Source organism: Acinetobacter sp. V116_7 (assembly GCF_056735735.1).
The window spans coordinates 714,214-740,215 of record NZ_JBWZIF010000028.1 but is presented as its reverse complement, the minus strand read 5'-3'; the positions used below and the strand labels follow the sequence as shown (position 1 = coordinate 740,215).

Below are 26,002 nucleotides of genomic sequence, written 5' to 3'. Positions count from 1 at the left end.
TTGATGTTTTTGAGTGTGTGATTTTTGGGAAAAATTGAAAATACGTTATTTTGCGTATATGTGCGTATTAGAGAAAATCGCCATGATAAATGACTTTTGGCATAAGGATTGCTGGGTTTAATGCAGCCCCATCCAAAACATGAGTGTTATGCCAGATTCTTCACGCCCCCAACAAGCGCCACAACGTGTGATCAAAACACGCCGTGAATATAATATTTGGGTGGCCGATGAAAGTATCGAAGATTATGCGCTCCGCTATGCACCTACCTCTGTACGTAAATGGTCACCTTGGACTGTTACCAATACCGCAATTTCGACAGTCAGCTTTTTGGCTATGGAAGCCATTGGGGCGACCATGCTTTGGCAGTACGGCTTTAGCAATGCAGTATGGGCAGCAATTGTGGTATGTACCATCATATTTTTAACCAGTTGGCCGATTAGTTATTACGCTGCAAAATATAATGTAGATGTCGATTTGCTTACTCGTGGTGCAGGTTTTGGCTACATTGGCTCGACCATTACCTCTCTGATTTATGCCAGCTTTACCTTTATTTTGCTTGCGTTTGAAGCCGCAATTATGGCGATGGCACTTGAGCTGGCTTTAGGTATCCCGCAAGTTATTGGTTACTTAATTTCTGCCTTAGTGATTTTGCCTCTAGTGGTTAAAGGTATTGGTTTTATTAATAAAGTTCAGGCGATCACACAACCAATCTGGCTTTTGTTGCTGTTATTACCGTGGTTTTTTGTACTTTGGAAACAACCACAAATTTTAAGTAGTAGTCTGCATTTTGTTGGTGCGGTTTCAAATTCAACCGACTTTAACCTGTATTACTTTGGTGCGGCTTGCACTCTTATTTTTTCATTTGTGATCCAAATTGGTGAGCAGGCCGACTATTTACGTTTTTTACCGCAACAAGAAAAGAACAGAACTGCATGGCGTTTTGCTGTTTTTTTAGGGGGGCCATCTTGGATTATTTTCGGTTTTCTAAAAGTTTTGATGGGCATGCTGCTGATGGTATTGGCTTTTCAGCTGTTTATTCCTGTCTCTGAACTAGACAATCCGACTTATCTATATTGGGTTGCCTATCAACAGTTTATTCCAAATCCTCAGCTTGCTTTAATCTTGACTCTAGCACTGGTTTGCTTGGCACAAATTAAAATTAATATGACCAATGCCTACGCTGGCTCATTGGCATGGTCCAACTTTTTTGCGCGCTTAACTCATAGCCATCCGGGGCGAATTGTCTGGCTTCTTTTTAACGTTTTTATTGCCATTGTTTTGATGGAAATGGGCATTAGCCATGCGGTTGAACGCATTTTGGGGCTATATAGCAATATCGCTTTGGCATGGATTGGCGCGGTTGTTGCCGATTTAATTATCTGTAAACCTTTAGGTTTAAGCCCAAAGGGAATTGAATTTCGCCGTGCTTATTTATATGACATTAACCCCGTAGGTGTGGGTGCCTTACTGATTGCCTCAGTGTTATCGATGCTGAGTTATTTGGGCTTTTTTGGACTCATGGCAAAAGGATTGGCGAGTTTCATTGCTCTAGGAAGTGCGGTGTTATGTGTTCCTATTATTGCTTACTTAACCAAAGGCAAATATTACATCGCACGCCAGCCTGAAAAAATTCAGGCGACATCGGTTGCAAATTGTGTCGTGTGTGAACGGGACTATGAACTTGCAGATATGGCGGGCTGTCCAGCCTATAACGGTACGATTTGTTCTCTATGCTGTTCACTTGAAGCACGCTGTCACGACTTATGTAAACCCGATGCACGTTGGTCAGTACAACTCAAAAAAGCCATTTGGCAGTATTTACCTGAACGTTGGGCTAGCCGTTTAAATAGCAGGGTCAGTTTGTATTTATTACTGACTTTAGGTCTTTCTATTGTTTTGGCAGTGAGTTTAAGTCTGGTTTATATCCAAGAAAAGACCTACTTAGAAACCATTAATGCGGCAGCCGTTCCTCAGCTATTTACGCTATTTGTCAAAATTTACACGATATTATTTTTATTGATGAGTGTTGCTGCATGGTGGTTGGTACTAAACGATGAAAGTCGTCGTAATGCCGAAATCGAAACGCATCAGCAAACAGCATTATTGATTGATGAAATTGCTGCCCATGAAGTCACTTCAAAAGACCTGCAAGATGCCAGAATTTCAGCAGAGCGAGCAAATGATGCAAAAAGCCGTTATGTCATTGGCATTAGCCACGAACTACGAACACCTCTAAATAGCATTTTGGGCTATAGCCAATTACTTCAAAAACAAGAGCAGCTTTCAGAACAAGGCAAAATGGCACTCGGTGTGATTAGCCGTAGTGGGCAGCATTTGACTTCACTCATTGATGGTTTACTAGATTTAGCACGTATTGAAACAGGCAAGATTTCTTTAAACGTAGTGGATGTTCATTTCCCCAATTTTATTGAACAGATTATTCAAATGTTTCAGCCACAGTTTGAACAGAAGAATTTACAGTTTATTTATGAAATTGGAGAGAACCTACCGCACTATGTCCGTACCGACAAAAAACGCCTAGAGCAAGTGCTCATCAATTTACTGGGCAATGCTTTAAAGTTTACGACGAGCGGTACAATTACTTTGAAAGTCGAGTATCGTTTTCAAACGGCTTATTTTGAAATTAGAGATACGGGCTGTGGTATTGCCGAAGCAGATTTAGAACGAATTTTTAACCCGTTTGAACGGGGCAGTAATGTAGTGCAAGGCGGATTTACCGGAACAGGACTCGGTCTTCCGATTGTAAAACTATTGGTTGATTTACTCGGCGGACAGCTATCTGTGACTAGTCAGCTCAATGATGGGTCACAGTTTAAGATTAAGTTTTACTTACCTTCAAAAGAAGTGGTTCATCCAATTTCTAATGTTTATTCCAACCAAATCACAGGTTATCAAGGCGAACGAAAACGAATTTTGGTTGTCGATAATGAAGCGGTGGACCGAGGTTTAGTCGCTAATTTTCTCAAACCTTTGGGATTTATGATTGAAGAAGCCGAGTCGGGCATTGATTGTTTAAGACGTGTACCTATTTTTCAGCCGAACCTGATTTTGATGGATTTAAATATGCCTTTGATGGGCGGGTGGGAAACTGCGCGTTTGTTACGTCAGAATAATATTACCAATGTACCGATCTTAATTATTTCGGCCAATGCAGGCGAGCGTGAAGTCAATCCACAAGATGCGGTCTTAAGTGAAGACTTTATGTTAAAACCAATCGATCTGAATTTGTTGCTCAGTAAAATTGGAGATAAGTTAGGTTTGATATGGATTGATTCCAAATCAGATGCAAACCTTCAAAATAATGAAGTTCAAGCATTGGATGTAAAAGTGTTTAAGCAAGAGCAAGCCACTGTTCATACATCAATTACACAACCAGAAAATAATGATCTGCTTGATTTACCGCAAAGCTTGCAGCAATTAAATGATTTAATTGGGCAGGGGTACATTCGTGGAATTCAACAGACTTTAATGCAGTGCCGTCAAAATTTTCCAGAGCATGATGAGTTATGGGAACAGCTTGAACACGCTATTCAAAAGTTTGATTTAAAACACGCGCAACGATTAATTCAGGATAAGCAATGAGTACGCAACATGTTTCTTTTCAGCAAGCTTCGCCAAACGAGCAGGCTGTTATTCTGATTGTGGATGATGTACCAGAAAATTTAGGCTTGTTACATGAAAGTCTGGATCAGGCAGGTTATCGCGTGCTTGTCACAACCGATGGGTTGAGTGCAATTGAAATTGCACACCGATGCTTACCAGATATGATTTTGCTTGATGGCAATATGCCACATATGGATGGTTTTGAAAGTTGTATACAGCTTAAAGCGAGTCCAATTACACAGTTTATTCCCGTTATTTTTATGACAGGTTTGTCTGAGACAGAGCATATTGTGCGTGGTTTTCAGGTCGGTGGGGTGGACTATGTAACCAAGCCTCTGAATATTGAAGAAGTATTAGCAAGAGTAAAAACACATTTGGCACATGCCAAACTATTGCAACAACAAAAACAGGTCATTGATGCAACTGAAACAGCCATTCTTGCGCTAGATGTTCAAGGTAAAATTGTTTGGAAAACTCAAAAAGCCAGTGATTTACTGAATCAATATTTACCTGAGTTAGAGGGCTTTGAAGCAGGCTTAAAAGCTTGGTTTTCAGACTTAGAGCATGAAAAAGACCCTAAAAAATTAACAAGCTGTTCTTATTCAACGCCATCTCAGCAATTACAGCTTTTATTGCTTACGCCGTGGCAAACTGAACCAAGTGTGGCAAAAAATTATCTGATACAGATTAAGACTTCTACACCAGCTTTGGACATGAATGATATTTTGAAATATTGCCCACAGTTGACTCAACGTGAGGCAGAAGTCATGCACTGGTTGTTGTTAGGGAAAACCAATAAAGATATTGCAGAAATATTGGAGCTTAGCCCGCGGACGGTGAACAAGCATTTAGAGCATATTTTTGAAAAACTTTGCGTTGAAAATCGAACTGCTGCTGTGGCGCACATTAATAGTCTGGTACAAGAGTTTCATTAAAGTTAATTAAAAAGCTAGAGGCCCGTATTGAGCCTCTATCAACTGTATTACTTCAAGTTCTGTTTAAAGAAACTGGTTAATTTATTAAATGGAATGAGATCGACCCGATCATATAAATCGACATGTCCAGCACCCTTAACGTAGTAAAGTTCTTTAGGTTGGCCTGCGAGTTTATAAGCTTCTTCACTAAACTCCTTTGAATGAGCTTGATCACCTGTAATAAACAACATCGGACGTGGTGAAATCGTTTCAATGTCGTTAAATGGGTAGAAGTTTAAAAATTTGACATTACTGGTGAGCGTTGGGTGGGTTGTAAGCTCTCTCGATGAACCTTTAGGCGTATATTCTCCGCGTGGAGTACGATAAAAGTCGTAAAATTCACGTTGAATAGGGTTTGTATCTGCTGTTAGCTCATGCGTAGTTCCGCTGGTATATTTTGTTTCACCACCTTTAAACTCAACATAACGCTGTGCAGCGGCTTCTGCAATAATTTGTTTTCTTTGTTCTAGGGTTTGTGAGTGACGTAAGCCATTGCGGTTTGCTGCACCCATGTCGTACATACTTACAGTGGCAATAGCTTTTAAACGCGGATCAATTTTTGCTGCACTAATGACAAAACTCCCGCTTCCACAAATACCTAATACACCAATATTATTAGGATCAATGAAAGATTGTGTTCCCAAATAATCTACAGCGGCACTAAACGCTTCTGCATAAATGTCTGGTGCCACCACATTTCTTGGTTGGCCCGCGCTTTCACCCCAAAATGATTGATCAATTGCTAAGGTCACAAAACCTTGTTCAGCCAGTTTTTGTGCATAAAGCATAGAGCTTTGTTCTTTTACAGCCCCCATAGGGTGGCCAATTATAATTGCAGAGGCTTTGGTCTTTTTATTCAAATTTTTGGGAATAACTAGATTGCCAACAATATCCATATTGTATTGATTTTTAAAAGTCACTTTTTGAATAGTCACTTGCTGACTTTGATAAAAGTTATTCGCACCATTAGACATATCGGCCGCCATAGCTGAAGTTGAAGAAAATAGACCAATAGTTGCTGCACAAATTGCAGCCGCCGTATGGGTTTTAAGCTTTTTAAATAAGGGAGATGTACTCATAAATACCTCAATTTAAACAATGTGAATGGGTGAGTAGGTGCATGCTTATTTGATTTGTGAAATTGAAATTTTGATGGGTTGTTTTTGCTTGAATGCTTGGGGAATAGCATCTAGTTTTCCAAGAAAAATGAGGCCATTGGCATAACCAACATGAGAATCTTTATAGAAAAAAGCTAGATTACCCCAAGGAGCATAATAGGTAAGATCACCTGCTTTTCCGGCATATCCATGAGGCGCGTTTTGTGTAGTTAGCTTGGTGGGTAGATCAGCTATTTTTTCAGTGGAGTCATAATCTTTAAGTATTAATGTCAAAGGAAGCTGTTTGGCAAAATCTTCAACAGTAGGTGACATGGCTAATGTGGCAAATAGCGGTTGCTGTGTTCCATCTATATCAATACGGATTTTCATCATCGATCCCCTTTGTTGATTTTTACCTTGAGGCTTTATTGCATAAGAAGCGGAAGTCACTGAGAACAAAACACATAGGCTGACTAAGCCTTTAAAAAACTTATAACTAGCCATATCAATTCACCTCGCTTCTTTAAGAAAAAGCACATAAAAGCAATGAAGCTATTTATTCTTTAACGTAAAGATATGAGTGGAATTTATTAATTTTTTACAATAATAAAATGACTCATAATAATCGCCTCAGTTTAATTAAATCTTCATATTTACTGCTTGATATAGATTTTAACGAATCTTCTTTTTAATAATTAGTCTAAAAAACAAACATGGACTTATGAGTAATATTCATGAATAGTTTTATCCTTTATAATGAGGTTGACTCCCCAATAAGAGATAAAGCAGATGATAAATAAAGAAAACTATAATGATCTTTATGCTTTTTTAATGGTGGCAAGAGAGGGTAGTTTTACTAAAGCCGCAGGGAAAATGGGAATTTCACAATCTGCGCTAAGCCATACGATTCGGGGTTTAGAAGAACGTTTGGGAATGTTACTCCTGACCAGAACTACACGTAGTGTTTCACCTACAGCAGCAGGCGAAAGGTTGAAACAAACGATTAGTGCTAGTTTTGACCAAATCGATAATGAATTATCCCTTTTAACTTCATTTCGAGACCAACCCGCTGGTACGGTTCGGATTAATGCTAGTAGCCATGCGATACGGGAAGTGCTGATTCCAAAACTTAAAAAGATTGCGGGTGATTACCCAGATGTGCAAGTTGAACTAACTGCCAATAGTGGGATGGTCGATATTGTGGCAGAGCGCTTTGATGCAGGCGTTCGTTTCGGAAGCCGCGTAGCTGATGGCATGATTGCAGTACGTATTAGTCCAGATGTCAAAATGGCGGTAATAGCAACACCAGCATATTTTGAACAATATGGAATTCCTAATACTCCTAAAGATTTAATCAATCATCAATGTATTGGCTATCGTTTAACCACCCAAGGCAGCGTGTATGCGTGGGAATTTGTGAAAGATGGTCAAGAGACAAAAATCAAAATTCAGGGGCAATGGATATTTAATGAAAGCTACGATATCGTCGAGGCGGTTAGAGCTGGATTTGGACTTGCTTATATTCCCGAAGATTTGATTCGAGAGGATCTAAAAGAAGGGACGCTGATTCAAGTTTTAGCAGAGTACAGTATCCAGTTTCCCGGATACCATTTGTACTATCCACATCGAAGACAACTTTCACCTGCACTACGATTAGTTATCGATGTGCTACGTGAGTAGCATTTCTCCATGTAAGAAAAGCAGTAATCGCACCTAATAGCAAAACAGTTGCGCTCATATAGAACGTGGCGCTATAACCATGTGAGTCATATAACAATCCACCTATAGTTGCACCTAGAGTAATTGCAAATTGAATAATCGCAACCATCAAACCACCGCCAATTTCAGCATCTTGATGTAGTGTTTGGGCAAGCCATGTATTCCATGCAACAGGTGCCGACGTTCCAATAAAGCCCCAGAAACCCATCAATATGGCAACAAACCATAAATGCTCACCACCAAATACAAAAGCTCCAGCAATCAATGCCATGATGAATGGAATAAGAATCAGATAACGATAAACATGTTGGTGGAGGATTAAACTAATTACAAATGTACCCACTAAACCTGCTAAACCCAATATTAATAATAAAATGGATAGCATTGTCGCATCGACATGAGTAACGGTTTCTAGAAATGGGCGTAGATAGGTAAATAGCGCAAATTGGCCCATAAAGAGTAATAAAATTCCGGTCATCCCATAAAGTACAATTGGGCGTTTTAGTAAACCAAATGGATTTTTAGATTTCTCAACTGACAATATTGCTGGAAGAGAGGGCATACTTTTAAATTGCCAAATAAGTGCAACAATCGCGATAGGAACAATACAGAAAAAAGCACCACGCCAGCCAATAATTGAACCCAAAAAACTTCCTAATGGTGCTGCAATTGTGGTGGCTAGAGCATTTCCGCCATTTAATAAACCGAGTGCTTTAGGTACTGAAAGCGGAGGAACGAGTCGCATGACAATTGATGTCGACATTGCCCAAAAACCACCAATAACTACGCCTAAGATTGCACGACCCAACATAAACAAAGCCGCAGAATGGGCAGATGTAATGACTATGCCAGAGACAATCATCAGTAGGGTGAGTAATAAAATGATATGACGTCGATCCCATGCCTTAAATACACGACTAATAGACAGGCTGGTCATCACAGCAAAAATACCAGAAATTGCGATTGCTTGACCCACTTGGCCTTCACTCATATTTAAATCTAAAGAGATGGGGGTGAGTAAACTTACGGGCATGAACTCAGATGCAATTAATACTGCGCAGCAGAGCGACATTACAAAGACAGCACCCCAGGCTGGTGTTGAATGTTCATATGGGCTTTGCTCAATTTGATGAAAAGAAGACATAAAAGTTCCAATCTCAAAACCATTGAATTTTCATAAATGAATAAAATCTGGTCGCAGAGCTTAACAGTAATGATTTGAGAGCATTAGACGCAGAATTACGAATAGAATTATGAGTTTTATGCATGAATTGTATTTAAAAAGCATACAGACTCGCTGCTAAAAACAGGCTATTTTTTTACACTTAGATTTGTTCTTATAGATAAAGATTATACAAAGTCATTTCTAAATAAATATGAGTCGTAATACGAGGAATTCATTGTGAATATTCAACAAAAAGATGATACAAAACACGGCAGCTTTAGCTTACTTGATGGTGAAACCGTTGCAGGTGAAATGACTTATACATGGGCAGGCGAAAGCATGCTAATTATTGATGCCACAGATGTGAATGAAAATTATCGTGGACAAGGCGTAGGTCGCCAATTACTTGACGCTTTGGTGGCTTTTGTTCGTGAAAAAGACGTAAAAGTAATTCCGCTTTGCCCATATGCTAAATCGGTTTTTGATAAAGACCCAAGTATTGGTGATGTACTGAGAAAGTAAACAATAGATTAAAAAATTATTTAATAAAAATCGGGCCTTGGTGTCCGATTTTTTATTGGTTTTATTATTCATTTTTGTTTTAGTGAATATGTTTTGAGCGGTTGTATTCAACTGATTCGAAGGTTTTCGATTGTCAGATCGAATTTATCAAACTTATAGAAAAGCTTATCTAATAAAAATAGTTTTAGACCAATTGGGAAAAAAATAAACTCGTTGCACAAATATTTAATAGCTGATGAAAGCTAAATATTTATAACGTTTTAATATTATTTTTTGGAATTTTCCTTGAACTGGCAGTATATCCATAGTGTGTTGCCGCAATTTTTCTCTGCAACTTTGACCACGCTGAAGATTTCAATTATCAGCATTATTCTGGCAATTATTGTAGGGCTAATTTGCAGCATTTTAATCACATATCGCGTGCGGGTGCTAAATAGAATTGCCCAGTTCTATATTGAGTTATCTCGAAATACCCCTTTATTAATTCAACTGTTCTTTTTGTATTACGGTTTGCCAAAGCTGGGTATAAAAATCGATGGTTTTGCCTGTGGTGTGATCGGATTGACCTTTTTGGGTGGAAGCTATATGGCTGAAGCCTTCCGAGCAGGTTTGCAGTCTGTTGCAAAAGGGCAGATTGACTCTGCAAAAAGTATTGGTCTACAACCGATTCAAATTTTTAGATATGTCATTTTCCCACAAGCACTGGCTATTTCAATTCCGGCAATAGGGGCAAATTGTCTATTTCTAATTAAAGAAAGTTCTGTGGTCAGTGCAATTGCTGTCGTTGAATTGCTTTTTGTCACCAAAGACTTAATTGGCATGGACTATAAAACCACAGAAGCTTTGTTCTTACTCATCATGGCTTATCTCATTATTTTATTGCCCGTGTCTATTTTAACCAGCTATCTGGAGCACAGAAGTCGGAAGGTGAGCCATGGAACTTGATTATCTATTTCAAGCGAGTCACCTCGAACGTTTAATGTGGGGACTTTGGGCAACTGCAAAAATTGCATTTATTTCAGTGTTTTTCTCTGCAATTTTCGGCACAGTTTTCGGCGTCATTATGACGTCTAAAAACATAGTCGTTAAAGCATTGTGCCGCCTGTATTTAGAAGCCATTCGAATCATTCCAATTTTAGTTTTGCTGTTCGTGTTTTATTTCGGCTTTGCAACATGGTTTAACTGGCAGTTTTCCGCAATGTGGGTATGCGTAGTTGTATTTGTTTTATGGGGTACGGCAGAAATGGGCGATTTGGTTCGTGCAGCCATTACCTCGATTGATCAGCATCAACGCGATTCAGCCTATGCGCTCGGACTTACCCATGTTCAAGCTTTGATCTATGTCATTTTTCCGCAAAGTTTAAAACGAGTAACACCAGGCGCGATTAATTTATTTACTCGAATGGTGAAAACCAGCTCTTTGGCAGTCCTGATTGGTGTGGTCGAGGTGATTAAAGTTGGCCAGCAAATTATTGAAAATTCGCTGTTGACCGTGCCGAGCGCTTCTCTTTGGATTTATGGCTTTATTTTTATTTTGTATTTTCTGATTTGCTATCCCTTATCGCGTTTGGCGGCACATTTAGAAAAGGTCTGGGAGTAATTATGCCTTTGTTATCGATACAACAATTACAGAAATCATTTGCACAAAGTCATATTTTACAGGGGATTGATCTAGATGTAGAACAAGGAGAGGTGGTTGTTATTTTAGGTCCATCGGGCTGCGGTAAAAGTACCTTATTGCGCTGTATTAATGGCTTAGAACCGATTCAGGGTGGTGAAATCCGTTTAACCGGTTCAGGTGTGCTCGGTAAAGATGTGGACTGGACGAATGCTCGTCAAAAAATTGGCATGGTTTTTCAAAACTATGAGCTGTTTGGGCATATGAATGTCATTGACAACATTTTGCTTGGACCACTTAAAGTACAAAAACGTCACCGTGATGAAGCTGAACAAGTAGCAGATGAGTTGTTAAAGCGAGTGGGACTATTTGAGCGAAAACTCGATTATCCGCGACAGCTTTCAGGTGGACAAAAGCAGCGTATCGCTATTGTGCGTTCATTGGTCATGCAACCTAAAGTCATTTTACTTGATGAAATTACTGCTGCGCTTGATCCGGAAATGGTCAGAGAGGTGCTTGATGTAGTCCTTAAATTGGCGAATGAAGGAATGACGATGCTGATTGTGACACATGAGATGTCCTTTGCACGCAAGGTTGCCGACCGCATTATTTTTATGGATAAGGGCAAGATTATTGAACAGGCTTCACCAGAAGAATTTTTTGAACAGCCAAAAACAGAACGAGCGAAAGCCTTCTTAAATATTTTGTCGTACTAAATTTTTATTATTTGAATCATGAGGAAGTGAATGTTTAAACGTAATTCAATAAAAATATTAAGCAGTCTTGCTGTTGCTGGGGTGTTATTAACTGCGTGTAGTAAAACGCCATCAACTGAACAGGCAAGCAATACTCAAGAAGACCATTCTTTAGAGCAAGTCAAAAAAAATGGAGTTCTACGAGTTGCCGTTTTTGCTGATGATCCGCCATTTGGTTATGTAGATAGTGCAGGTAATAATCAGGGCTTTGATGTGGCTTTAGCAAAACGGGTGACTAAAGACTTGCTCGGTGATGAAAAGAAAGTTGAGTTTATTGTGACTGAAGCTTCAAATCGGGTGGAGTTTTTAAAATCAAATCGTGCCGATGTTGTATTCGCTACATTTACAGTAACGCCAGAACGTAAGGAGGTTGTCGATTTTGCTGAACCTTATTTAAAAGGTGCTTTTGGTATTGTCTCGCCTAAAGCCAAGCCGATTACAGATATTGCCCAATTAGAAGGTAAGACTTTAATTGTAAATAAAGGCACAAGTTCAGATACCTACTTTACCAAGCATTATCCAAAAGTGAATTTACTCAAGTTTGAAAGAAACTCGGATGCCTTTAAAGCCTTAACTGATGGTCGTGGTGATGCAATTTCACAAGATAGTACTTATGCATTAGCGTGGGCCGCGAAGAACCCAAGTTATGTGGCAGGTATTCAGTCTATTGGTGATCAAGAGTTTATTGCACCAGCAGTTAAAAAGGGCAATACCCAATTATTGAATTGGCTTAATACTGAAATTAAGCAGCTAAGAACAAGTGGTGAAATTAATAAAATTTATGATGAAACCTTGAAACCAATTTACGGTGACTCGGTCAATCCGAATGTGTTTTTAGATGTAGGCCAATAATTTTCGATATCGCTAGAGCAGTGTCTGAAAGTAGGCGCTGCGATTTTAAATAAGACTTTTACAAGAACGATAGGGTGAAATAATGACAACATTAACATTTCAAAACGTGAAGCATATTTTAGCTGCGTCTTTACTGAGTTTGGGTTTAGTTGCATGTGACAAAGGAACTCAGTCTACTGAAAAAACGGCCGATACCACACAAACTGTGTCGAGTATTGAACAGATCAAAAAGAATGGCGTGGTACGAATTGGTGTATTTAGTGATAAACCGCCGTTTGGATATTTAGATGCTCAAGGTAAAAATCAGGGTTTTGATGTAGAAATTGCCAAGCATGTTGCGAAAGATTTGCTGGGCGATGAAAACAAAGTTGAGTTTGTTTTAACTGAAGCGGCTAACCGTGTCGAATATTTAAAAGCCAATAAAGTAGATATTATTTTTGCCAACTTTACTGTTACACCAGAACGTAAAGAAGTGGTCGATTTTGCTAAACCTTATTTAAAAGTGGCACTAGGTGTGGTTTCTCCAAAAAGTCATCCGATTACTGATGTGGCTCAACTGAAAGACAAAACTTTGTTGGTAAATAAAGGTACAACGGCTGATTCATTCTTCACCAAGACTCATCCTGAAATTAAACTACAAAAGTATGAACAAAACACTGAAACTTTTGATGCTTTAAAAGATGGTCGTGGTGCTGCGCTTGCACATGATAACTTGCTGGTTTTAGCTTGGGCTAAAGAAAATCCAAACTACACCGTTGGCATTACCAATTTAGGTGAGCAGGACTTAATTGCACCAGCAGTGAAAAAAGGTGATAAAGAGTTGCTGGACTGGTTGAACCAAGATTTAGAGAAACTGGCGAAAGAAGGCGTGATTCATCAGGCTTATGAAAAAACGTTAAAACCAGTCTATGGCGATACGATTAATCCAAAAGATCTATTGGTTGAGTAATCGTGCTAATAACCTCTAAAGATTAGAACTCTAGATAGTATTTACTCGAGCTAAGATTCATCTACAGCCTGCCCATAATTTATAAAGATAATGTTTTTGTAATATTTTTTTATAGATGGAAACAGTGGTCAGGTTCTGTAGATGAGAAAGTTTTTTGGTTACTTTTTTCAAAAAAAGTAACAGTATTAGCTGCTTGCTTTAGAGGTAAAAGGTAGGATTCCATCGTGCTAATTCCTTGACTATATATTACTTTAACTTAAATAAAGTTGGCTCTGCTGCTAATTTATCAGCCAAATATTGAATTAACACACTCAATTTAGGTGGGACATGCCGTGTCGGTGGGTATAGTAACCACAGCCCACCACTGTAATAGGTTTTAAAATACCAATCTGGTAAAACCTGAACTAAGGTACCTTGTTGTAGCGCATGGCGTGCAACAAAGTATGGCAAGCTCGCAATACCAAAATGCTGTAATGCGGCACTCAAACGCACACCCGTATGGTTCGCTGCATAGCGGCCACGCACGGCAACATTGATCGATTTATTTCCTTGTTGAAATTTCCATTTTGAGTCACTGGCTTGTTCACCTAAGTAAATACATTCATGCTGCTTTAAATCATGAGGATGGTTCGGTGTACCATGCTTGGCCAAATATTCAGGTGTGGCACAAACCAAGTGATCAATATCAATCAGCTTTCGCCCCATCAACCCACCCGGTGGTTGCTCTGTAATCCGAAGCGCTAAATCAACTCCATCATCAATGAGATCTACATAGCGATCTTCTAAAAGCATTTGAATATCAATTTTAGGGTAGCGTTCTAAAAATTCAGGTAAATGCGGATGAATCATAAAATGTCCCACAGCTTTCGGAACACTCATACGAATAATACCTTCTGGCTCGACATGGAATTGGCCGGAACTTTCCATGACTGCTTGTGCCGCATTCACCATATCTAAACAGCGTTGATAAACCTGTTGTCCACTTTCACTTAAACGAAGTTTCCGTGTAGTCCGATAGAGTAAGCGAGTGCCTAAAGCACGTTCTAAACGAGCAATTGCACGACTAACAGCAGAAGGTGTTGTACCAAGCTGGCGGGCAGTTTCAGAAAAACTTTCCGACTCGACAACCTTAACGAAAGTCGCCATTTCATTTAACAGAATCAGACTTTGATTTGTGCTCATGAGGCAAAAGTTATTTGGATTTTGATTGGATTATCGCGTTTAAAAAATCGCAATACAATCTTTTAGGTGATTTTCAGGAAACTAAATTGTTATGTGGCAGTTGTATGGACATGAGTTTTTAACGCTAGTTCTTATTCACTTTATGGCGGTGATTTTACCAGGTCCAGATTTTGTGATTACGGTAAGACAAAGTGTACGTTATGGCTACTTAATTGGATGTCTAACCGCAATTGGTATTGGTGTCGGAATTTCAGTACATGTTTTTTATACACTGGTTGGTATTGGTTTTTTAATTCAACAAAGTGAATGCCTCATGTCACTTATCAGAACAGCAGGGGCAGCTTACTTAGTGTATTTAGGATGGCAGTGTTTACGTAGCCAGCCGAATACCAATATTGAGATTAATGGCCAAGCAGACAGTGACACGCCGAGTTTATTTAAAGCGTTTACAATGGGTTTTCTCACCAATGCGTTAAACCCAAAAGCCACCATCTTTTTTCTGGCAATTTTTACGACAATTGTAAGTACGGCCACACCAATGAAAGTTCAGGTTTTTTATGGGGTCTGGATGTGTATGGTTAATGCCATCTGGTTTATGGTGGTAAGCGTACTGTTTGCTCAGCCTATTGTACGTAAAAGATTTTTGGAGTTCGGGGTTTATTTTGAGCGGGTGATGGGAGTTTTATTAATTGGGATTGCATTGAGATTGATTTGGGGATTGTTTGTTTAAGTTAGTTTATGGATTGTCGCGACGGAGTCTTACCTTTTATACATCGGAAGAAAGTAGCTAATTCTGTTACTTTTTTTGGAAAAAGTAACCAAAAAACTTTTTCATCTACAGAACCTGTTCACTGTTTTCATCTATCAGGAAATGTTGCAAAAACATTATTTTTATAAATTATGGGCAGGCTGTAGATGACTCTCAGCTCGAGCTAAAGGCTAATCCAGAAATCAAATTTCAAATAATAAGACTCCGCCGTGATAGCTACTTTGACTTGTTACTTCATATATAACTTTTGAGCTAAAGTAGCTTCAATAAATAATCCATAAAAAAGACCGCTCAAAAGCAGTCTCTTCTAGTCTAGAAATAGATTTAATTGCTACGCCTATTACGCGTCAGTTGATGTAACACCGACACCAATAAATCAATTTCTTCAGTCGTATTATAAAAAGCCAAAGACGGACGCACCGTCTGTTCTACACCAAAACGACGTAAAATTGGCTGTGCACAGTGGTGCCCAGAACGTACGGCAATACCATGTTGATTTAAAGCTTTACCGACTTGTTCAGTTGAATAGCCTTGTAGGGTAAATGACATGACACTAGCTTTATGATGTGCCGTTCCGATCAAACGTAAACCTGACACACTGCTCAGTGCATTTTGACCATATTCGAGCAGATCATGTTCATAGCGAGCAATGTTATGAATGCCTAGACTCTCGACATATTCAAGCGCAGCACCTAAACCAACAGCATCGGCAATGTTTCCAGTTCCAGCTTCAAACTTGTTTGGTGCAGGTTGGTAAACTACTTGTTCGAAGGTCACATCCTGAATCATGTTACCGCCGCCTTCCCAAACAGGCATGCTTTCTAGCAACTCTGGTTTTGCATAGACCGCGCCAATGCCCGTTGGACCAAACACTTTATGTCCAGAAAACACAAAAAAGTCTGAATCGAGAGCTTGTACATCGGTAGGGATGTGCGAAACAGATTGAGCACCATCAACTAAAACACGTACACCTTTGGCATGCGCAATTTTAATGACTTCAGCAACAGGTGTGACTGTTCCTAAAGCATTCGAAACTTGAGTAATCGACAGCAGTTTAGTGCGCTCATTAATCAGTTTTGGCAACTCTTCTAAAATAATCTGGCCCGTGTCATCCACAGGAATGACTCGTAATTTCGCTCCAGTTTTTTTAGTGAGTTGATACCAAGGCACAATATTGGCATGGTGTTCTAAGTGAGAAACAATAATTTCATCACCTTCACCAATATTTTGCTCACCCCATGTTTTTGCAATCAGGTTAATGCCTTCGGTTGTTCCTCGAACAAAAATAATTTCTTTAGAAGAGGGTGCACCAATAAATCGGGCAACTACATTTCTTGCATGCTCATAGGCATCGGTTGCACGAGCCGCTAACTCATGTGCAGCACGGTGAATATTTGAGTTTTCATGCTGATAAAAATAAGCAATCCGATCAATCACTCGCTGCGGTTTTTGTGTGGTCGCAGCATTATCCAACCAGACCAGAGGGCGACCATTGACGCGTTCCTGTAAAATTGGGAAGTCGCGACGTATAGCATGTACATCGAGTGGTTGAGCACTACTTGCTACAAAAGTGGGTTGCGATGGTTGATAGTGACTATAACTTTGTCCACTTTGAGGCAAGTCTAAAAAATAAAATCCAGAGCTTGCCGAACTTTGGGGAGGCGTGTTTGTTGCAAAACGATCTTCCGTCAGCAATGATTTCAGCTGGTCACCATGTGGCAATTGAAAAGACTGTGCAACCGAATAATTATCTTCAACACCTTTAACAGACGGTTCTGCTGCATTGGGAGCAGAAAAATCATTTAAAAAATAATAAGGTGATTCACCTGCACCAGTGGGTAAGTTTGGTTCAATGCGTGGCACATTGGGTTCACTATGAGCAGCTTGTGGCAAATGTGGCTCAAATGGTGGGCGCGGCAAATTAGCTCCACCAACCACAGGCGCAGACGCTACAATTCGGCGTTCAGGGTAGTCTGGCAAATTTGGAATATGCTCAGGATATTCCGGATTAAGACTTTTCTGAAAGGCGATATTGGGCGCACGACCACTGAGTGCAGAAAATGGTTCACCCGGTTGTGGTGGGTGTGGTGGCGCTCCAACAGGTAAGTCCAAGTTTAGGCCCGATGGAGAAGCTGAACTGCTTGAGCTTGGTAATGCTGAAAAAAACTCATTAGCAAGTCGAGCAATGGTGGACTCATCAGGGAAGTTGGCTGGTGGATTAACACCAGTCACTTCAGGCTCCGTTGGACTACCTTGCAGATTACTTGTAGTTAACTGGGTAGTCATGATATTTGTCCACCTCCACATCATCTAATACTGCCAACGCATCATCAGTGAGTACTGCAAGTGAGCAATATAATGAGATTAGATACGACGCAATCGCGTTACGGTTGATTCCCATAAAGCGTACTGAAAGCCCTGGTGACTGTTCACCAGCAAGACCTGGTTGGAATAAACCAACAATCCCTTGACGCTTTTCACCAACACGAAGCAGCAAGATTTTAGTTTTGCCATCTTCTACAGGAATTTTATTTGATGGAATGAGTGGAATACCGCGCCATGTAATGAATTGCGAACCAAATAAGCTAACCGTTGGAGGCGGTACACCACGGCGTGTACATTCACGTCCAAATGCTGCAATCGCATCAGGGTGTGCTAGGAAAAATCCTGGTTCTTTCCAGACTTTACGTAACAAATCATCAAGATCATCTGGAGTAGGTGGGCCATTTAAAGTCGAAATACGTTGGTCATCTGTCACACTTGCCAGTAAACCGTATTCAGGGTTATTGATAAGCTCACTTTCTTGACGTTCTTTAATGGTTTCAATCGTTAAACGGAGCTGTTCTTTAATTTGGTCGTGTGGGCTGCTGTAAAGGTCAGCAACACGTGTATGTACATCTAAAACAGTAGATACACCATTTAAAAAGTATTCGCGTGGTTCTGGGTCATAATCAACAAAAGTTTGAGGTAAAGTTGCTTCATCACGTTGTGTGCAAGCGACTTGAATATCATCAGTATTATTTACACGGTTTAAGCGGTAGATACCTGCTTCAACAGGAAGCCATTGAAGTAAGTGAGTCAGCCATCTGGGAGTAATTGTAGAAAGTTGGGGAGCAGTTTTGGTTGCATTGGCCAGTTGACGGGCTGCGTGGTCCCCCAGCGCAAGTTGTGCTTTGTCAGTATTTTTCGCCATGAATCATTTTTCCTTATTACAGTGGCTTGGTTATAAAATGTTAAATTTTTAAATTATCGTGTTAACAGATTAGAATTAAATATTCGATTTTCAAAATATGAATAAGGTATAAATAAATGAACACAGTTCACTTATTATGAATAAGCATATGTTTATGAAAATTTAATATAAATAAGTAATAAACTGATTTATATATACCAAATTCATGTTTTTAATATATTGGTTAAAACTCTTATATATAAAATTGTGAATACGATTTATTTAAATTCTGGATTTTTTTGATAAGACTCCAGTGGTGACTGTAAAATCTGGCTTCCTGCGGGAATACTATGTGTAAGCCAGACATTTCCCCCAATAATAGACCCTCTACCAATCGTAATACGGCCTAAAATAGTGGCACCTGCATAGATCACCACGTCATCTTCAACAATTGGATGGCGTGTATAGTCTTTTTTCAAACCACCATCATCATTCGTTTCAAATCGTTTTGCCCCCAGTGTTACGGCCTGATAAATACGAACACGCTCTCCAATAACGCTAGTTTCACCAATCACCACACCTGTACCATGATCGATGAAGAATCCTTTACCGATTTTTGCACCCGGATGAATATCAATACCAGTTGCAGAATGCGCCAACTCGGAAATAATGCGAGACAATAAAGGCACTTGGGCATAGAGTTGATGCGCTATTCGATGATGAATAATCGCAAATATGCCCGGATAGCAAAGTAATACCTCATCCACACTGTGCGCCGCCGGATCGCCTTCATAAGCAGCACGCACATCGCCGTCTAAAAGACGTCGTATAGAGGGCAAGGTGTTGGCAAAATCCTGCACAATATTTTGAGCAAGTTCGTCTGGCTGTTGGACTGTGTTCGAATGACTCAAATGACGTTTTGCTTCATAATTTAAAGCCAGTTGTACTTGAGCATGTAACGCTGTGAGTACCCGATTTAAAGTATAGGCAATATAAGAATCTTCAGTTTCTTGACGTAAGTCAGCAGGGCCTAAACGCATTGGAAATAAAATTCCGCACAGGTCATCTAAAATGGCTTTTAACGCTTCTTTAGATGGAAGTTCACGGCCCCCAAATTCTTTGGTCCTGTGTTGCTGCTGACGCCAGTCATGCCTTGCTTGTTGTAAACCTTGTACAACCGCATTAATGTTCCATTGAGTCACAAGCTTTCCTTGATTCACTGAAAATTGATTAAAATATTAGTCTTGTTGCCAAGGAAGTTGATGGATGCGCCAGCCATTTTTCTGATTACGCTGTTGCTGATCATTTAGATCGCCTTCGAAGCCTTCAAGAACGTTATAAATATGCTCAAAACCAGCATTAAATGCGGCCTCGGCAGCTTGTGCTGAACGGTTGCCACTACGGCATAACAAAAGAATAGTTTTGTCTTTGCCAACTTTTGATTCGAGTTCTTTTAAAAAGCGTGGATTACGGTTAAACGATGTGCCTGTTGCCCAAGCGACATGAACACTTTCAGGAACATAACCTACAAATTTACGTTCTTCATTGGTACGCACATCAACTAAAACAGCTTCGCCTTGTTGTACGAGTTGCCATGCATCAGTAGGTGATAAACTGCCACTAAAATTAAGTTCATGGTCCTGTGCGTATTGCTGTGCTTTACTAAGAATAGTGTCTTTTGACAAAGATGTATTAGAACTCGAAGAGATAAAACCAGATGGGTTTTCTGTATTTAATTTGGCATTCATTTAAATAATTCCTTATCTTCGATTCAGATTGTTATTGTTCAATTTACGCGTTTTTAAATATAAGCAAAAATAAGTAATATCTATTTATATATATTTTTTTAATAAATAAGCAAGCTAAATATTTTATATAAAACAGTATTAATTAATCTTATAAAGTTCTTCTAATAATATGTTTAATGGATTTTAACGTTTGGTAAAAACCATATGGGTTAAAATAATCCATATGGTTTTAAACATTAAGCAAATCCACCATTTACTCGAATGACTTGTGAATTTACCCACCGCCCATCTGGGCCAGCTAGCATGGCAACTACACTGGCAATTTCTTCAGGTGTTCCGATTCTTTCCAAAGGAGCGAGTTTTGCAATTGCTGCTACTTGCTCTTCGGTTTTTCCATTGTAAAAAAGGTCAGTACCTGTCGGGCCGGGCGCAACGGCGTTTACAGTAATATTTCGGCCGCGTAACTCATTTGCTAATACATGTACTAAGCCTTCTACACCTGCTTTTGATGCAATATAGGGACCATATGCCGGAAAAGATTTAGCAATTACACTGGTTGAAAGCGTAATAATTCGGCCACCATCTGGAACTGTTTCGGCCGCATGCGCCAATATTAAAAAAGCACCACGTAAATTGGTATGAATTACTTTATCGAAATCTGGTACACCTTCAGGTGTAATTTTTGCCATAGGCATAATGCCAGCACTATGAACCACAACGTCTAATTGACCGTTAATGGCTTTAGCTTCTTGAAATAAACGGCTTACTTCATGTTCATTTGCAACGTCTGCTTGAATAGCAGAGGCTTGACCCCTTTGCTCAATAATATGATCTACAGTTGCTTGAGCATGCACTTTATTGCCCGCATAGTTAACAATCACATAAAAACCATCTTGAGCTAAACGTTCTGCAATAGCACGGCCAATACCACGTGATGCGCCAGTAACCAGAGCTGTTTTTCTTGAAATATTCATTTTTAGATTGCCTGTTTGAGTAGGTATGGCTTATTTTAATAATATAGAAATATGGGATAAATCTTCATAATTGGATAAGATAATTCCATATTAATTAATAATAGATAGGGTTAAAAGCGAGCACTATGGATAAATTTGATACATTGCAACTTTTTACCCGCATCGTAGAGTTGGGTAGTTTTAGTCAGGCAGCCGATCAGCTAAATATCCCACGCGCTACAGCAAGTAACGCCATTAAAGAGTTAGAGAATAATTTACAGTGTCGTTTGCTAGAGCGGACGACTCGGCATGTAAGACCATCACTAGATGGACAAGCATTTTATGAGCGTTGTACACAAATATTATCGGAGCTCGATGATGCCGAATCGTCCTTACGTAATGTAATTGCACAGCCCCGTGGTTTATTACGTGTTGATTTATCAGGTGCACATGCGACTAAAATTGTTTTACCCAATATCGACCAATTTCACGAGTTATATCCCGACATTGAACTCGTAATTAGTACAGGCGATCGTTTAGTTGATCTGATTAGGGAAGGGATAGACTGTGTGGTGAGAGCGGGGCGTTTGGATGATTCCACTTTAATTGCTAGGCATTTGGTCGATATGCCACAAGTCATTTGTGCAAGTCCTGACTATCTAAATAAACATGGAACACCTCAGCAACCAGAAGATTTGTTATTACATTATTGTGTTAATTTCTTTTCGACATCAGGCGGGCGAAATTATCCATTTGAATTGATGGTGAATGGCAAAAAACAAGATTATTTTTTGAAAAGCTGGATCGCGGTAAATGATGCTGAAAACTATGTATTATCTGCTTTACGTGGGGCAGGTTTAATTCAGGTCCCGCGCTATCATGTGGCAAATGAGTTAAAAGACGGACAACTGGTTGAGGTTTTATCTGAGTGGGAAATCCCGAAGATGTCAGTTTCTGCTTTATATCCGCAGCATCGGCAGCTCTCGCCACGCGTACGCGTTTTTGTCGCTTGGCTGAGTGAGTTATATACGGGTTATTTTGCCAACTTTGAATACCCGCAAAAATGAAATATCTTGCGGGTAAGTCAAAAACTGAATGATTTTTTTAAGACTGATTCTGCAATTTATCTTGAGTCTTGGTCTCAAAATCGCTGGCATCATGGCGTTCATGCAACTGGGTAGCTAAATCACCAAAAGTACGGTTGACCATACGCCCGCGTTGAACCGCAGGGCGCGCTAAAATCGCATCTGCCCAACGTTGAACATTTTTATATTGGTCAACCCCTAAAAACTCCGCGCCGTTATACACCCAGTTTTTAACAAGACCACCATACCAAGGGAATGCTGCAATATCAGCGATGCTATATTCAGAACCTGCTAAATATTCATGCTTTGCTAAATGCTGATCTAACACGTCAAGCAATCGTTTTGTTTCCAAGGCGAAGCGGTTAACCGCATATTCAATTTTAACGGGTGCATAAGCATAAAAATGCCCAAAACCGCCACCTAGGTAAGGCGCGCTGCCCATTTGCCAGAATAACCAATTGAGACATTCAGTACGTGCAGCAATATCAGTTGGAATAAAAGCTTTAAACTTTTCAGCCAAGTAAAGCAAAATTGAGCCAGATTCAAACACTCTTAATGGTGGGTTTTGGCTATGGTCAACCAATGCTGGAATTTTAGAGTTTGGATTAATTTCTACAAAGCCACTACCAAATTGCTGTCCTTCACCGATTTTAATCAGCCATGCATCATATTCAGCATCTTGGTGTCCTAGAGCTAAAAGCTCTTCTAATAAAATAGTGACTTTTTGACCATTAGGCGTTGCTAAAGAATAGAGCTGGAGCGGATGTTTTCCTACTGGAAGTGTATGCTCGTAACGTGCGCCTGAGGTAGGTTGGTTTAAATCGGTTTTCTCTCCAGTCCATTGCCAAACTTGTGGAGGAATATAGTTTGAATCGCTCATTTTTTATCTCATGTTTGGTGTAAATATAAGGATTTAGTTATGTCGCAAGGCAAGCCATTTTTGTACGGTCGGACGTTGCCATTGCTCTAATGCATAATTTTTTAGGCGCTCTGGTACAGCATCACCATTTTGAATAAGGCGTTGCAACATCAGTGCCAATTCAGCATCTACAATGCTCCATGAACCAAAAAGAAATTCGGCATCAGACGCAAGAAGTTTTTCTGCAACAAAGAAAAGTTTCTCGGCTGCTTTTTTGCCTTCTTCTGAAAGTGGAGTGGACTTGGGCTGAATAAAAATAACGTCGGTTGGACGCTCAGTTCTTAGTGCCACTAAGTCGGATCGGAGCCATGCCTGAATTTGTCTTGCTCTTGCGCGTGCTTGAATATCTTTTGGATAAATAGCTGTGTTTGGATAAAGCTCTTCTAAATATTCCAAAATGGCAGAAGATTCTGATAAGACAAAATCGTTATGCTCAAGTACAGGCACTTTGGCAGTTAATGACTTTGCTACATAAGATTTTTCAAACTGGCCTTGCTGGCCTAAGTTGATGGTCGCTATTTCAAATGGAATTTGTTTTTCGTGTAGCCCTACAAAAACAGTAAACGCATAGGGGCTTAGAAATTGTGAATCTGTGTACAGCTTAAAATGTTCATTATTCATTGTTATTGTCCATGTCATAAAACAATCGGATCTAGTCTAAGTGAGCTGATCCAAGATTGGGTAGCTTTTTTGTGGAAAAGCTTTATCGGTTTTTGAATTAAGCCATTTCTGTGTTCAACGTCAGGGCTTAATATGCTGAAAATGTTGACGAACAATGTTCAGCCACGCCTGTACTGCTGGTGAGACAGGAAGATTCTTTTTCCAAGCCATCACTAAATGCCACTGAATATTTGGTTTCTCGAGTGGCACTGCTGCAAATAAAGTCGTGTCAAGCATGTCGGTATAATACTGCGGGAGAAGTGCAATCCCCATACGTTGTAGCACCATATCTGCCAAGAGGTGCCATTGGCTGGTACGGCAAGCAATGGTTGGGTAAAAACCATGCTGCTTACAGGCATCGAGAATAATACTGTTTAAAGAGAAATTTTCTGGAAACATCAAAAATGATTGGTGTTGTAGCTCTTCTAGATTTATTTTTTTGCGGGTTGCCCAACTCGCATCCCGACGTAAAAGAACCATTAAAGGGTAGTTACATAGCTCAATGCTATTAAAGATTTGCTCATCAAAAGGCTGCAATAAAACGCCAACGTCTAGTTCATTGTTAAGCAAAGCTTGTTCAATACCACGTGAACCCACTTCCATAAAAGCCAATTCAATATCTGGTAATTGCTGATGATAATCAAACAGGGCAGTTGTTAAAAGCTGCGAGCCTAAAGGCGGAACGCCAAGTTTTAAAGTTCCTGTTTTTAATTGTTGGTAGTTTTCAATTTCAAGAAAGATGTTCTGTTCTGCCTGAAGAAGCTCAATCGCATGTTGATAAATGCGCTCTCCAATTTCAGTTAACTCGATTTGTCTTTTACGGCCATGATCAGGTTTAACCAAAAGCTGTACCTGAAGCTGCTCTTCAAGCTGCTGTAATATTTTACTAATAGTGGGTTGAGTCAGATACAACTCTTCAGCAGTACGGGTAAAACTTTTAGTTTTTACCAGCGTAACGAAGCACTGTAGTGATTTTAGAGAAAGCATAATAAAGAATAAATTATTCCATTTTAGAATAATATTAGCATGAATAATTCATATTTAGCAGCTTTAACCAAGATAGCATAATTGTGTAGTTAACCATTTAATTTCGCAAAATGAATACTGAATCTGCTTCTGGCACACCCACACAACCTTCACTTTTAGTTTTAGTTAAACAAATTTTGATTTTGGCTGGATTTTGGTGGGTCGGATATCTCTTACATCAAAAACTCGGTGTGCCTGTATCGGCAGGCATTTTAGGTATGTTTTTATTGCTTTTATGCCTGTTCTTTAAAATTATCAAAATGGATCAGGTGGCAATGGGAGCAACCGTTGTTTTAGGTGAACTGTTACTTTTTTTCGTGCCCGTTGTAGTCGCCGTAGTTCAGTATAAAACTTTGTTTATGACCGAAGGCTGGCAAATTGTCTTGAGCATTGCGGTTGGGACCATTTCGGTCATGCTCAGTACGTGCCTGACGATTCACTATTACAATCGTTTGAAAGCTTATTTACAGGCTCGAAAACGTCTTCAACATAAGCATATCTAAAGAGCAAATGACATGAATATTTGGTCAATTCTTTGCCTGATCTGGACTTTGGTCGCCTATGTTGTGGCAAAAAAAATCTATCAGAAAAATCCAAAACTTTGGTTGTCACCCGCGATTAGCGTGCCTGTACTCACCATTATTTTGATGACGATTTTTGGAATTTCCTATCAAACTTATGCTGAAGATACGCAGTGGATTGTTAATTTATTAGGGCCTGCAACGGTAGCTTTCGCTGTACCGATTTATCGCTATCGGGAAACGATTCGTAAAAACCTTGGAGTCCTTTCGATTGCGATTATTGTGGGGATGAGTGTAGGTGTGATGTCAGCCTATGAAATGGCACAGTGGTTCCACTTTAGCCCAGAAGTGACCAACAGTTTAATGGCACGTTCTATTTCAACACCATTTGCCATGATTTTAGCGGAAGATATTCATGGTTCGGCAGCATTGGTTTCATTATTTACGGTCATTACTGGTTTGGTTGGTATGATTTGCGGCGATGCAATTTTAGCGATTACTAAAATCCGTTCTAATGTAGCAAATGGGGCAGCTTTCGGAAATGCAGCCCACGGTTTTGGTACAGTTAGAGCACAACAGCGCAATAGTGAAGAAGGTGTAATTGCCAGTTTGACCATGGTCATTGCAGGTATTTTAATGGTATTGATTGGGCCATTTGCGATTCATCTATGGTTGCTGTTGTAGGCCATGT

26 protein-coding genes are annotated in these 26,002 nt (G+C 39.7%); 13 read left to right on the top strand and 13 right to left on the bottom strand.

Features of this window, described 5'->3' with window-relative positions; genetic code table 11:
* Positions 1 to 139 precede the first annotated feature (139 nt).
* A complete protein-coding gene (locus AC1PJP_RS17485; protein ID WP_479767881.1) occupies positions 140 to 3,604 on the top strand; it encodes a hybrid sensor histidine kinase/response regulator in 3,465 nt (1,154 codons plus the stop codon).
* The gene (locus tag AC1PJP_RS17480) at positions 3,601 to 4,560 is read left to right on the top strand and encodes a response regulator (RefSeq protein ID WP_479767879.1); all 960 of its coding nucleotides are present in this window, start codon (positions 3,601 to 3,603) and stop codon (positions 4,558 to 4,560) included. The genes AC1PJP_RS17485 and AC1PJP_RS17480 overlap by 4 nt, the downstream gene beginning before the upstream one ends.
* A 47-nt stretch (positions 4,561 to 4,607) precedes the next feature.
* On the opposite strand, the gene AC1PJP_RS17475 is transcribed toward AC1PJP_RS17480, so the two are convergent.
* Positions 4,608 to 5,678, bottom strand: a complete 1,071-nt coding sequence (locus AC1PJP_RS17475) for an alpha/beta hydrolase (protein WP_479767877.1) — start codon at positions 5,676 to 5,678, stop codon at positions 4,608 to 4,610.
* Between the two features lie 45 nt (positions 5,679 to 5,723).
* Complete coding sequence (locus tag AC1PJP_RS17470; protein ID WP_005304294.1) at positions 5,724 to 6,200, bottom strand: cyclophilin-like fold protein; 477 nt, start codon at positions 6,198 to 6,200, stop codon at positions 5,724 to 5,726.
* A 285-nt stretch (positions 6,201 to 6,485) separates the two neighbouring features.
* On the opposite strand from AC1PJP_RS17470, the gene AC1PJP_RS17465 reads away from it, so the two are divergent.
* Positions 6,486 to 7,376: a LysR family transcriptional regulator gene (locus tag AC1PJP_RS17465; RefSeq protein WP_002048265.1), complete on the top strand. Its 891-nt coding sequence runs from the start codon at positions 6,486 to 6,488 to the stop codon at positions 7,374 to 7,376.
* On the opposite strand, the gene AC1PJP_RS17460 is transcribed toward AC1PJP_RS17465, so the two are convergent.
* Positions 7,354 to 8,559, bottom strand: coding sequence for an MFS transporter (locus AC1PJP_RS17460; protein ID WP_479760858.1), 1,206 nt, complete (start codon positions 8,557 to 8,559; stop codon positions 7,354 to 7,356). The genes AC1PJP_RS17465 and AC1PJP_RS17460 overlap by 23 nt on opposite strands.
* A gap of 258 nt (positions 8,560 to 8,817) precedes the next feature.
* On the opposite strand from AC1PJP_RS17460, the gene AC1PJP_RS17455 reads away from it, so the two are divergent.
* Complete coding sequence (locus tag AC1PJP_RS17455) at positions 8,818 to 9,102, top strand: GNAT family N-acetyltransferase (RefSeq protein WP_001025680.1); 285 nt, start codon at positions 8,818 to 8,820, stop codon at positions 9,100 to 9,102.
* A gap of 107 nt (positions 9,103 to 9,209) precedes the next feature.
* On the opposite strand, the gene AC1PJP_RS17450 is transcribed toward AC1PJP_RS17455, so the two are convergent.
* Positions 9,210 to 9,323: a hypothetical protein gene (locus AC1PJP_RS17450; RefSeq protein ID WP_077168412.1), complete on the bottom strand. Its 114-nt coding sequence runs from the start codon at positions 9,321 to 9,323 to the stop codon at positions 9,210 to 9,212.
* A 64-nt stretch (positions 9,324 to 9,387) separates the two neighbouring features.
* Here AC1PJP_RS17450 and AC1PJP_RS17445 point away from each other — a divergent pair, with 64 nt between their 5' ends.
* The 5 genes from AC1PJP_RS17445 to AC1PJP_RS17425 all read left to right on the top strand — a co-directional run bounded on the left by AC1PJP_RS17445 (position 9,388) and on the right by AC1PJP_RS17425 (position 13,276).
* On the top strand, positions 9,388 to 10,047 hold the full coding sequence (locus tag AC1PJP_RS17445) for an amino acid ABC transporter permease (protein ID WP_002114214.1): 660 nt from the start codon (positions 9,388 to 9,390) through the stop codon (positions 10,045 to 10,047).
* Positions 10,037 to 10,702: an amino acid ABC transporter permease gene (locus AC1PJP_RS17440; RefSeq protein ID WP_000418066.1), complete on the top strand. Its 666-nt coding sequence runs from the start codon at positions 10,037 to 10,039 to the stop codon at positions 10,700 to 10,702. Before AC1PJP_RS17445 ends, AC1PJP_RS17440 begins: the two co-directional genes overlap by 11 nt.
* Positions 10,703 to 10,704: 2 nt before the next feature.
* Positions 10,705 to 11,436, top strand: coding sequence for an amino acid ABC transporter ATP-binding protein (locus tag AC1PJP_RS17435; protein ID WP_001130360.1), 732 nt, complete (start codon positions 10,705 to 10,707; stop codon positions 11,434 to 11,436).
* Positions 11,437 to 11,466: 30 nt separating this feature from the next.
* A complete protein-coding gene (locus tag AC1PJP_RS17430; protein WP_192454741.1) occupies positions 11,467 to 12,327 on the top strand; it encodes a transporter substrate-binding domain-containing protein in 861 nt (286 codons plus the stop codon).
* An 82-nt stretch (positions 12,328 to 12,409) separates the two neighbouring features.
* Positions 12,410 to 13,276, top strand: a complete 867-nt coding sequence (locus AC1PJP_RS17425; protein ID WP_000209985.1) for a cysteine ABC transporter substrate-binding protein — start codon at positions 12,410 to 12,412, stop codon at positions 13,274 to 13,276.
* A gap of 246 nt (positions 13,277 to 13,522) precedes the next feature.
* Here AC1PJP_RS17425 and AC1PJP_RS17420 read toward each other — a convergent pair whose 3' ends face one another.
* Positions 13,523 to 14,458 (bottom strand): LysR family transcriptional regulator, encoded by a 936-nt coding sequence (locus AC1PJP_RS17420; protein ID WP_479767871.1) that lies wholly within the window; start codon positions 14,456 to 14,458, stop codon positions 13,523 to 13,525.
* A gap of 91 nt (positions 14,459 to 14,549) precedes the next feature.
* Between AC1PJP_RS17420 and AC1PJP_RS17415 the strand changes: the two genes are divergently transcribed.
* Entirely contained in the window at positions 14,550 to 15,188 is a 639-nt protein-coding gene (locus tag AC1PJP_RS17415; RefSeq protein ID WP_479767869.1) for a LysE family translocator, read from the top strand.
* Between the two features lie 363 nt (positions 15,189 to 15,551).
* On the opposite strand, the gene AC1PJP_RS17410 is transcribed toward AC1PJP_RS17415, so the two are convergent.
* The 5 genes from AC1PJP_RS17410 to AC1PJP_RS17390 form a co-directional block, all read right to left on the bottom strand.
* Entirely contained in the window at positions 15,552 to 17,513 is a 1,962-nt protein-coding gene (locus tag AC1PJP_RS17410; RefSeq protein ID WP_479767867.1) for a family 2A encapsulin nanocompartment cargo protein cysteine desulfurase, read from the bottom strand.
* A complete protein-coding gene (locus tag AC1PJP_RS17405) occupies positions 17,488 to 18,420 on the bottom strand; it encodes a family 2A encapsulin nanocompartment shell protein (protein WP_001107602.1) in 933 nt (310 codons plus the stop codon). Before AC1PJP_RS17405 ends, AC1PJP_RS17410 begins: the two co-directional genes overlap by 26 nt.
* 257 nt (positions 18,421 to 18,677) lie before the next feature.
* On the bottom strand, positions 18,678 to 19,619 hold the full coding sequence (gene epsC, locus AC1PJP_RS17400) for a serine O-acetyltransferase EpsC (protein WP_111853681.1): 942 nt from the start codon (positions 19,617 to 19,619) through the stop codon (positions 18,678 to 18,680).
* An 18-nt stretch (positions 19,620 to 19,637) separates the two neighbouring features.
* Entirely contained in the window at positions 19,638 to 20,147 is a 510-nt protein-coding gene (locus AC1PJP_RS17395) for a rhodanese-like domain-containing protein (protein WP_005304325.1), read from the bottom strand.
* Positions 20,148 to 20,383: 236 nt separating this feature from the next.
* Positions 20,384 to 21,121: an SDR family oxidoreductase gene (locus AC1PJP_RS17390; RefSeq protein WP_479767865.1), complete on the bottom strand. Its 738-nt coding sequence runs from the start codon at positions 21,119 to 21,121 to the stop codon at positions 20,384 to 20,386.
* A gap of 125 nt (positions 21,122 to 21,246) precedes the next feature.
* Between AC1PJP_RS17390 and AC1PJP_RS17385 the strand changes: the two genes are divergently transcribed.
* Positions 21,247 to 22,167 carry a LysR family transcriptional regulator gene (locus AC1PJP_RS17385; RefSeq protein WP_479767863.1) on the top strand — a complete coding sequence of 307 codons (921 nt, stop codon included), beginning with the start codon at positions 21,247 to 21,249 and terminating at the stop codon, positions 22,165 to 22,167.
* 37 nt (positions 22,168 to 22,204) lie between these two features.
* Here the strand turns inward: AC1PJP_RS17385 and yghU are convergent, their stop codons facing one another.
* The 3 genes from yghU to AC1PJP_RS17370 all read right to left on the bottom strand — a co-directional run bounded on the left by yghU (position 22,205) and on the right by AC1PJP_RS17370 (position 24,751).
* Positions 22,205 to 23,065 (bottom strand): glutathione-dependent disulfide-bond oxidoreductase, encoded by an 861-nt coding sequence (yghU, locus tag AC1PJP_RS17380; RefSeq protein WP_304397358.1) that lies wholly within the window; start codon positions 23,063 to 23,065, stop codon positions 22,205 to 22,207.
* 33 nt (positions 23,066 to 23,098) lie between these two features.
* A complete protein-coding gene (gene yfcF / locus AC1PJP_RS17375) occupies positions 23,099 to 23,725 on the bottom strand; it encodes a glutathione transferase (protein WP_479767861.1) in 627 nt (208 codons plus the stop codon).
* A 120-nt stretch (positions 23,726 to 23,845) separates the two neighbouring features.
* Complete coding sequence (locus tag AC1PJP_RS17370) at positions 23,846 to 24,751, bottom strand: LysR family transcriptional regulator (RefSeq protein WP_479767859.1); 906 nt, start codon at positions 24,749 to 24,751, stop codon at positions 23,846 to 23,848.
* 110 nt (positions 24,752 to 24,861) lie between these two features.
* On the opposite strand from AC1PJP_RS17370, the gene AC1PJP_RS17365 reads away from it, so the two are divergent.
* Positions 24,862 to 25,293, top strand: a complete 432-nt coding sequence (locus AC1PJP_RS17365; protein ID WP_479767857.1) for a CidA/LrgA family protein — start codon at positions 24,862 to 24,864, stop codon at positions 25,291 to 25,293.
* Positions 25,294 to 25,305: 12 nt separating this feature from the next.
* Positions 25,306 to 25,995: an LrgB family protein gene (locus tag AC1PJP_RS17360; RefSeq protein WP_005304352.1), complete on the top strand. Its 690-nt coding sequence runs from the start codon at positions 25,306 to 25,308 to the stop codon at positions 25,993 to 25,995.
* Positions 25,996 to 26,002 lie beyond the last annotated feature (7 nt).

Excerpts from the sequence above, each read along its gene's own strand:
- AC1PJP_RS17485 (WP_479767881.1), top strand. The coding sequence starts at position 140 with ATGAGTGTTATGCCAGATTCTTCACGCCCCCAACAAGCGCCACAACGT.
- AC1PJP_RS17480 (WP_479767879.1), top strand. The coding sequence starts at position 3,601 with ATGAGTACGCAACATGTTTCTTTTCAGCAAGCTTCGCCAAACGAGCAG.
- AC1PJP_RS17475 (WP_479767877.1), bottom strand. The coding sequence starts at position 5,678 with ATGAGTACATCTCCCTTATTTAAAAAGCTTAAAACCCATACGGCGGCT.
- AC1PJP_RS17470 (WP_005304294.1), bottom strand. The coding sequence starts at position 6,200 with ATGGCTAGTTATAAGTTTTTTAAAGGCTTAGTCAGCCTATGTGTTTTG.
- AC1PJP_RS17465 (WP_002048265.1), top strand. The coding sequence starts at position 6,486 with ATGATAAATAAAGAAAACTATAATGATCTTTATGCTTTTTTAATGGTG.
- AC1PJP_RS17460 (WP_479760858.1), bottom strand. The coding sequence starts at position 8,559 with ATGTCTTCTTTTCATCAAATTGAGCAAAGCCCATATGAACATTCAACA.
- AC1PJP_RS17440 (WP_000418066.1), top strand. The coding sequence starts at position 10,037 with ATGGAACTTGATTATCTATTTCAAGCGAGTCACCTCGAACGTTTAATG.
- AC1PJP_RS17435 (WP_001130360.1), top strand. The coding sequence starts at position 10,705 with ATGCCTTTGTTATCGATACAACAATTACAGAAATCATTTGCACAAAGT.
- AC1PJP_RS17430 (WP_192454741.1), top strand. The coding sequence starts at position 11,467 with ATGTTTAAACGTAATTCAATAAAAATATTAAGCAGTCTTGCTGTTGCT.
- AC1PJP_RS17425 (WP_000209985.1), top strand. The coding sequence starts at position 12,410 with ATGACAACATTAACATTTCAAAACGTGAAGCATATTTTAGCTGCGTCT.
- AC1PJP_RS17420 (WP_479767871.1), bottom strand. The coding sequence starts at position 14,458 with ATGAGCACAAATCAAAGTCTGATTCTGTTAAATGAAATGGCGACTTTC.
- AC1PJP_RS17415 (WP_479767869.1), top strand. The coding sequence starts at position 14,550 with ATGTGGCAGTTGTATGGACATGAGTTTTTAACGCTAGTTCTTATTCAC.
- AC1PJP_RS17410 (WP_479767867.1), bottom strand. The coding sequence starts at position 17,513 with ATGACTACCCAGTTAACTACAAGTAATCTGCAAGGTAGTCCAACGGAG.
- AC1PJP_RS17405 (WP_001107602.1), bottom strand. The coding sequence starts at position 18,420 with ATGGCGAAAAATACTGACAAAGCACAACTTGCGCTGGGGGACCACGCA.
- AC1PJP_RS17395 (WP_005304325.1), bottom strand. The coding sequence starts at position 20,147 with ATGAATGCCAAATTAAATACAGAAAACCCATCTGGTTTTATCTCTTCG.
- AC1PJP_RS17390 (WP_479767865.1), bottom strand. The coding sequence starts at position 21,121 with ATGAATATTTCAAGAAAAACAGCTCTGGTTACTGGCGCATCACGTGGT.
- AC1PJP_RS17385 (WP_479767863.1), top strand. The coding sequence starts at position 21,247 with ATGGATAAATTTGATACATTGCAACTTTTTACCCGCATCGTAGAGTTG.
- yghU (WP_304397358.1), bottom strand. The coding sequence starts at position 23,065 with ATGAGCGATTCAAACTATATTCCTCCACAAGTTTGGCAATGGACTGGA.
- yfcF (WP_479767861.1), bottom strand. The coding sequence starts at position 23,725 with ATGAATAATGAACATTTTAAGCTGTACACAGATTCACAATTTCTAAGC.
- AC1PJP_RS17370 (WP_479767859.1), bottom strand. The coding sequence starts at position 24,751 with ATGCTTTCTCTAAAATCACTACAGTGCTTCGTTACGCTGGTAAAAACT.
- AC1PJP_RS17365 (WP_479767857.1), top strand. The coding sequence starts at position 24,862 with ATGAATACTGAATCTGCTTCTGGCACACCCACACAACCTTCACTTTTA.
- AC1PJP_RS17360 (WP_005304352.1), top strand. The coding sequence starts at position 25,306 with ATGAATATTTGGTCAATTCTTTGCCTGATCTGGACTTTGGTCGCCTAT.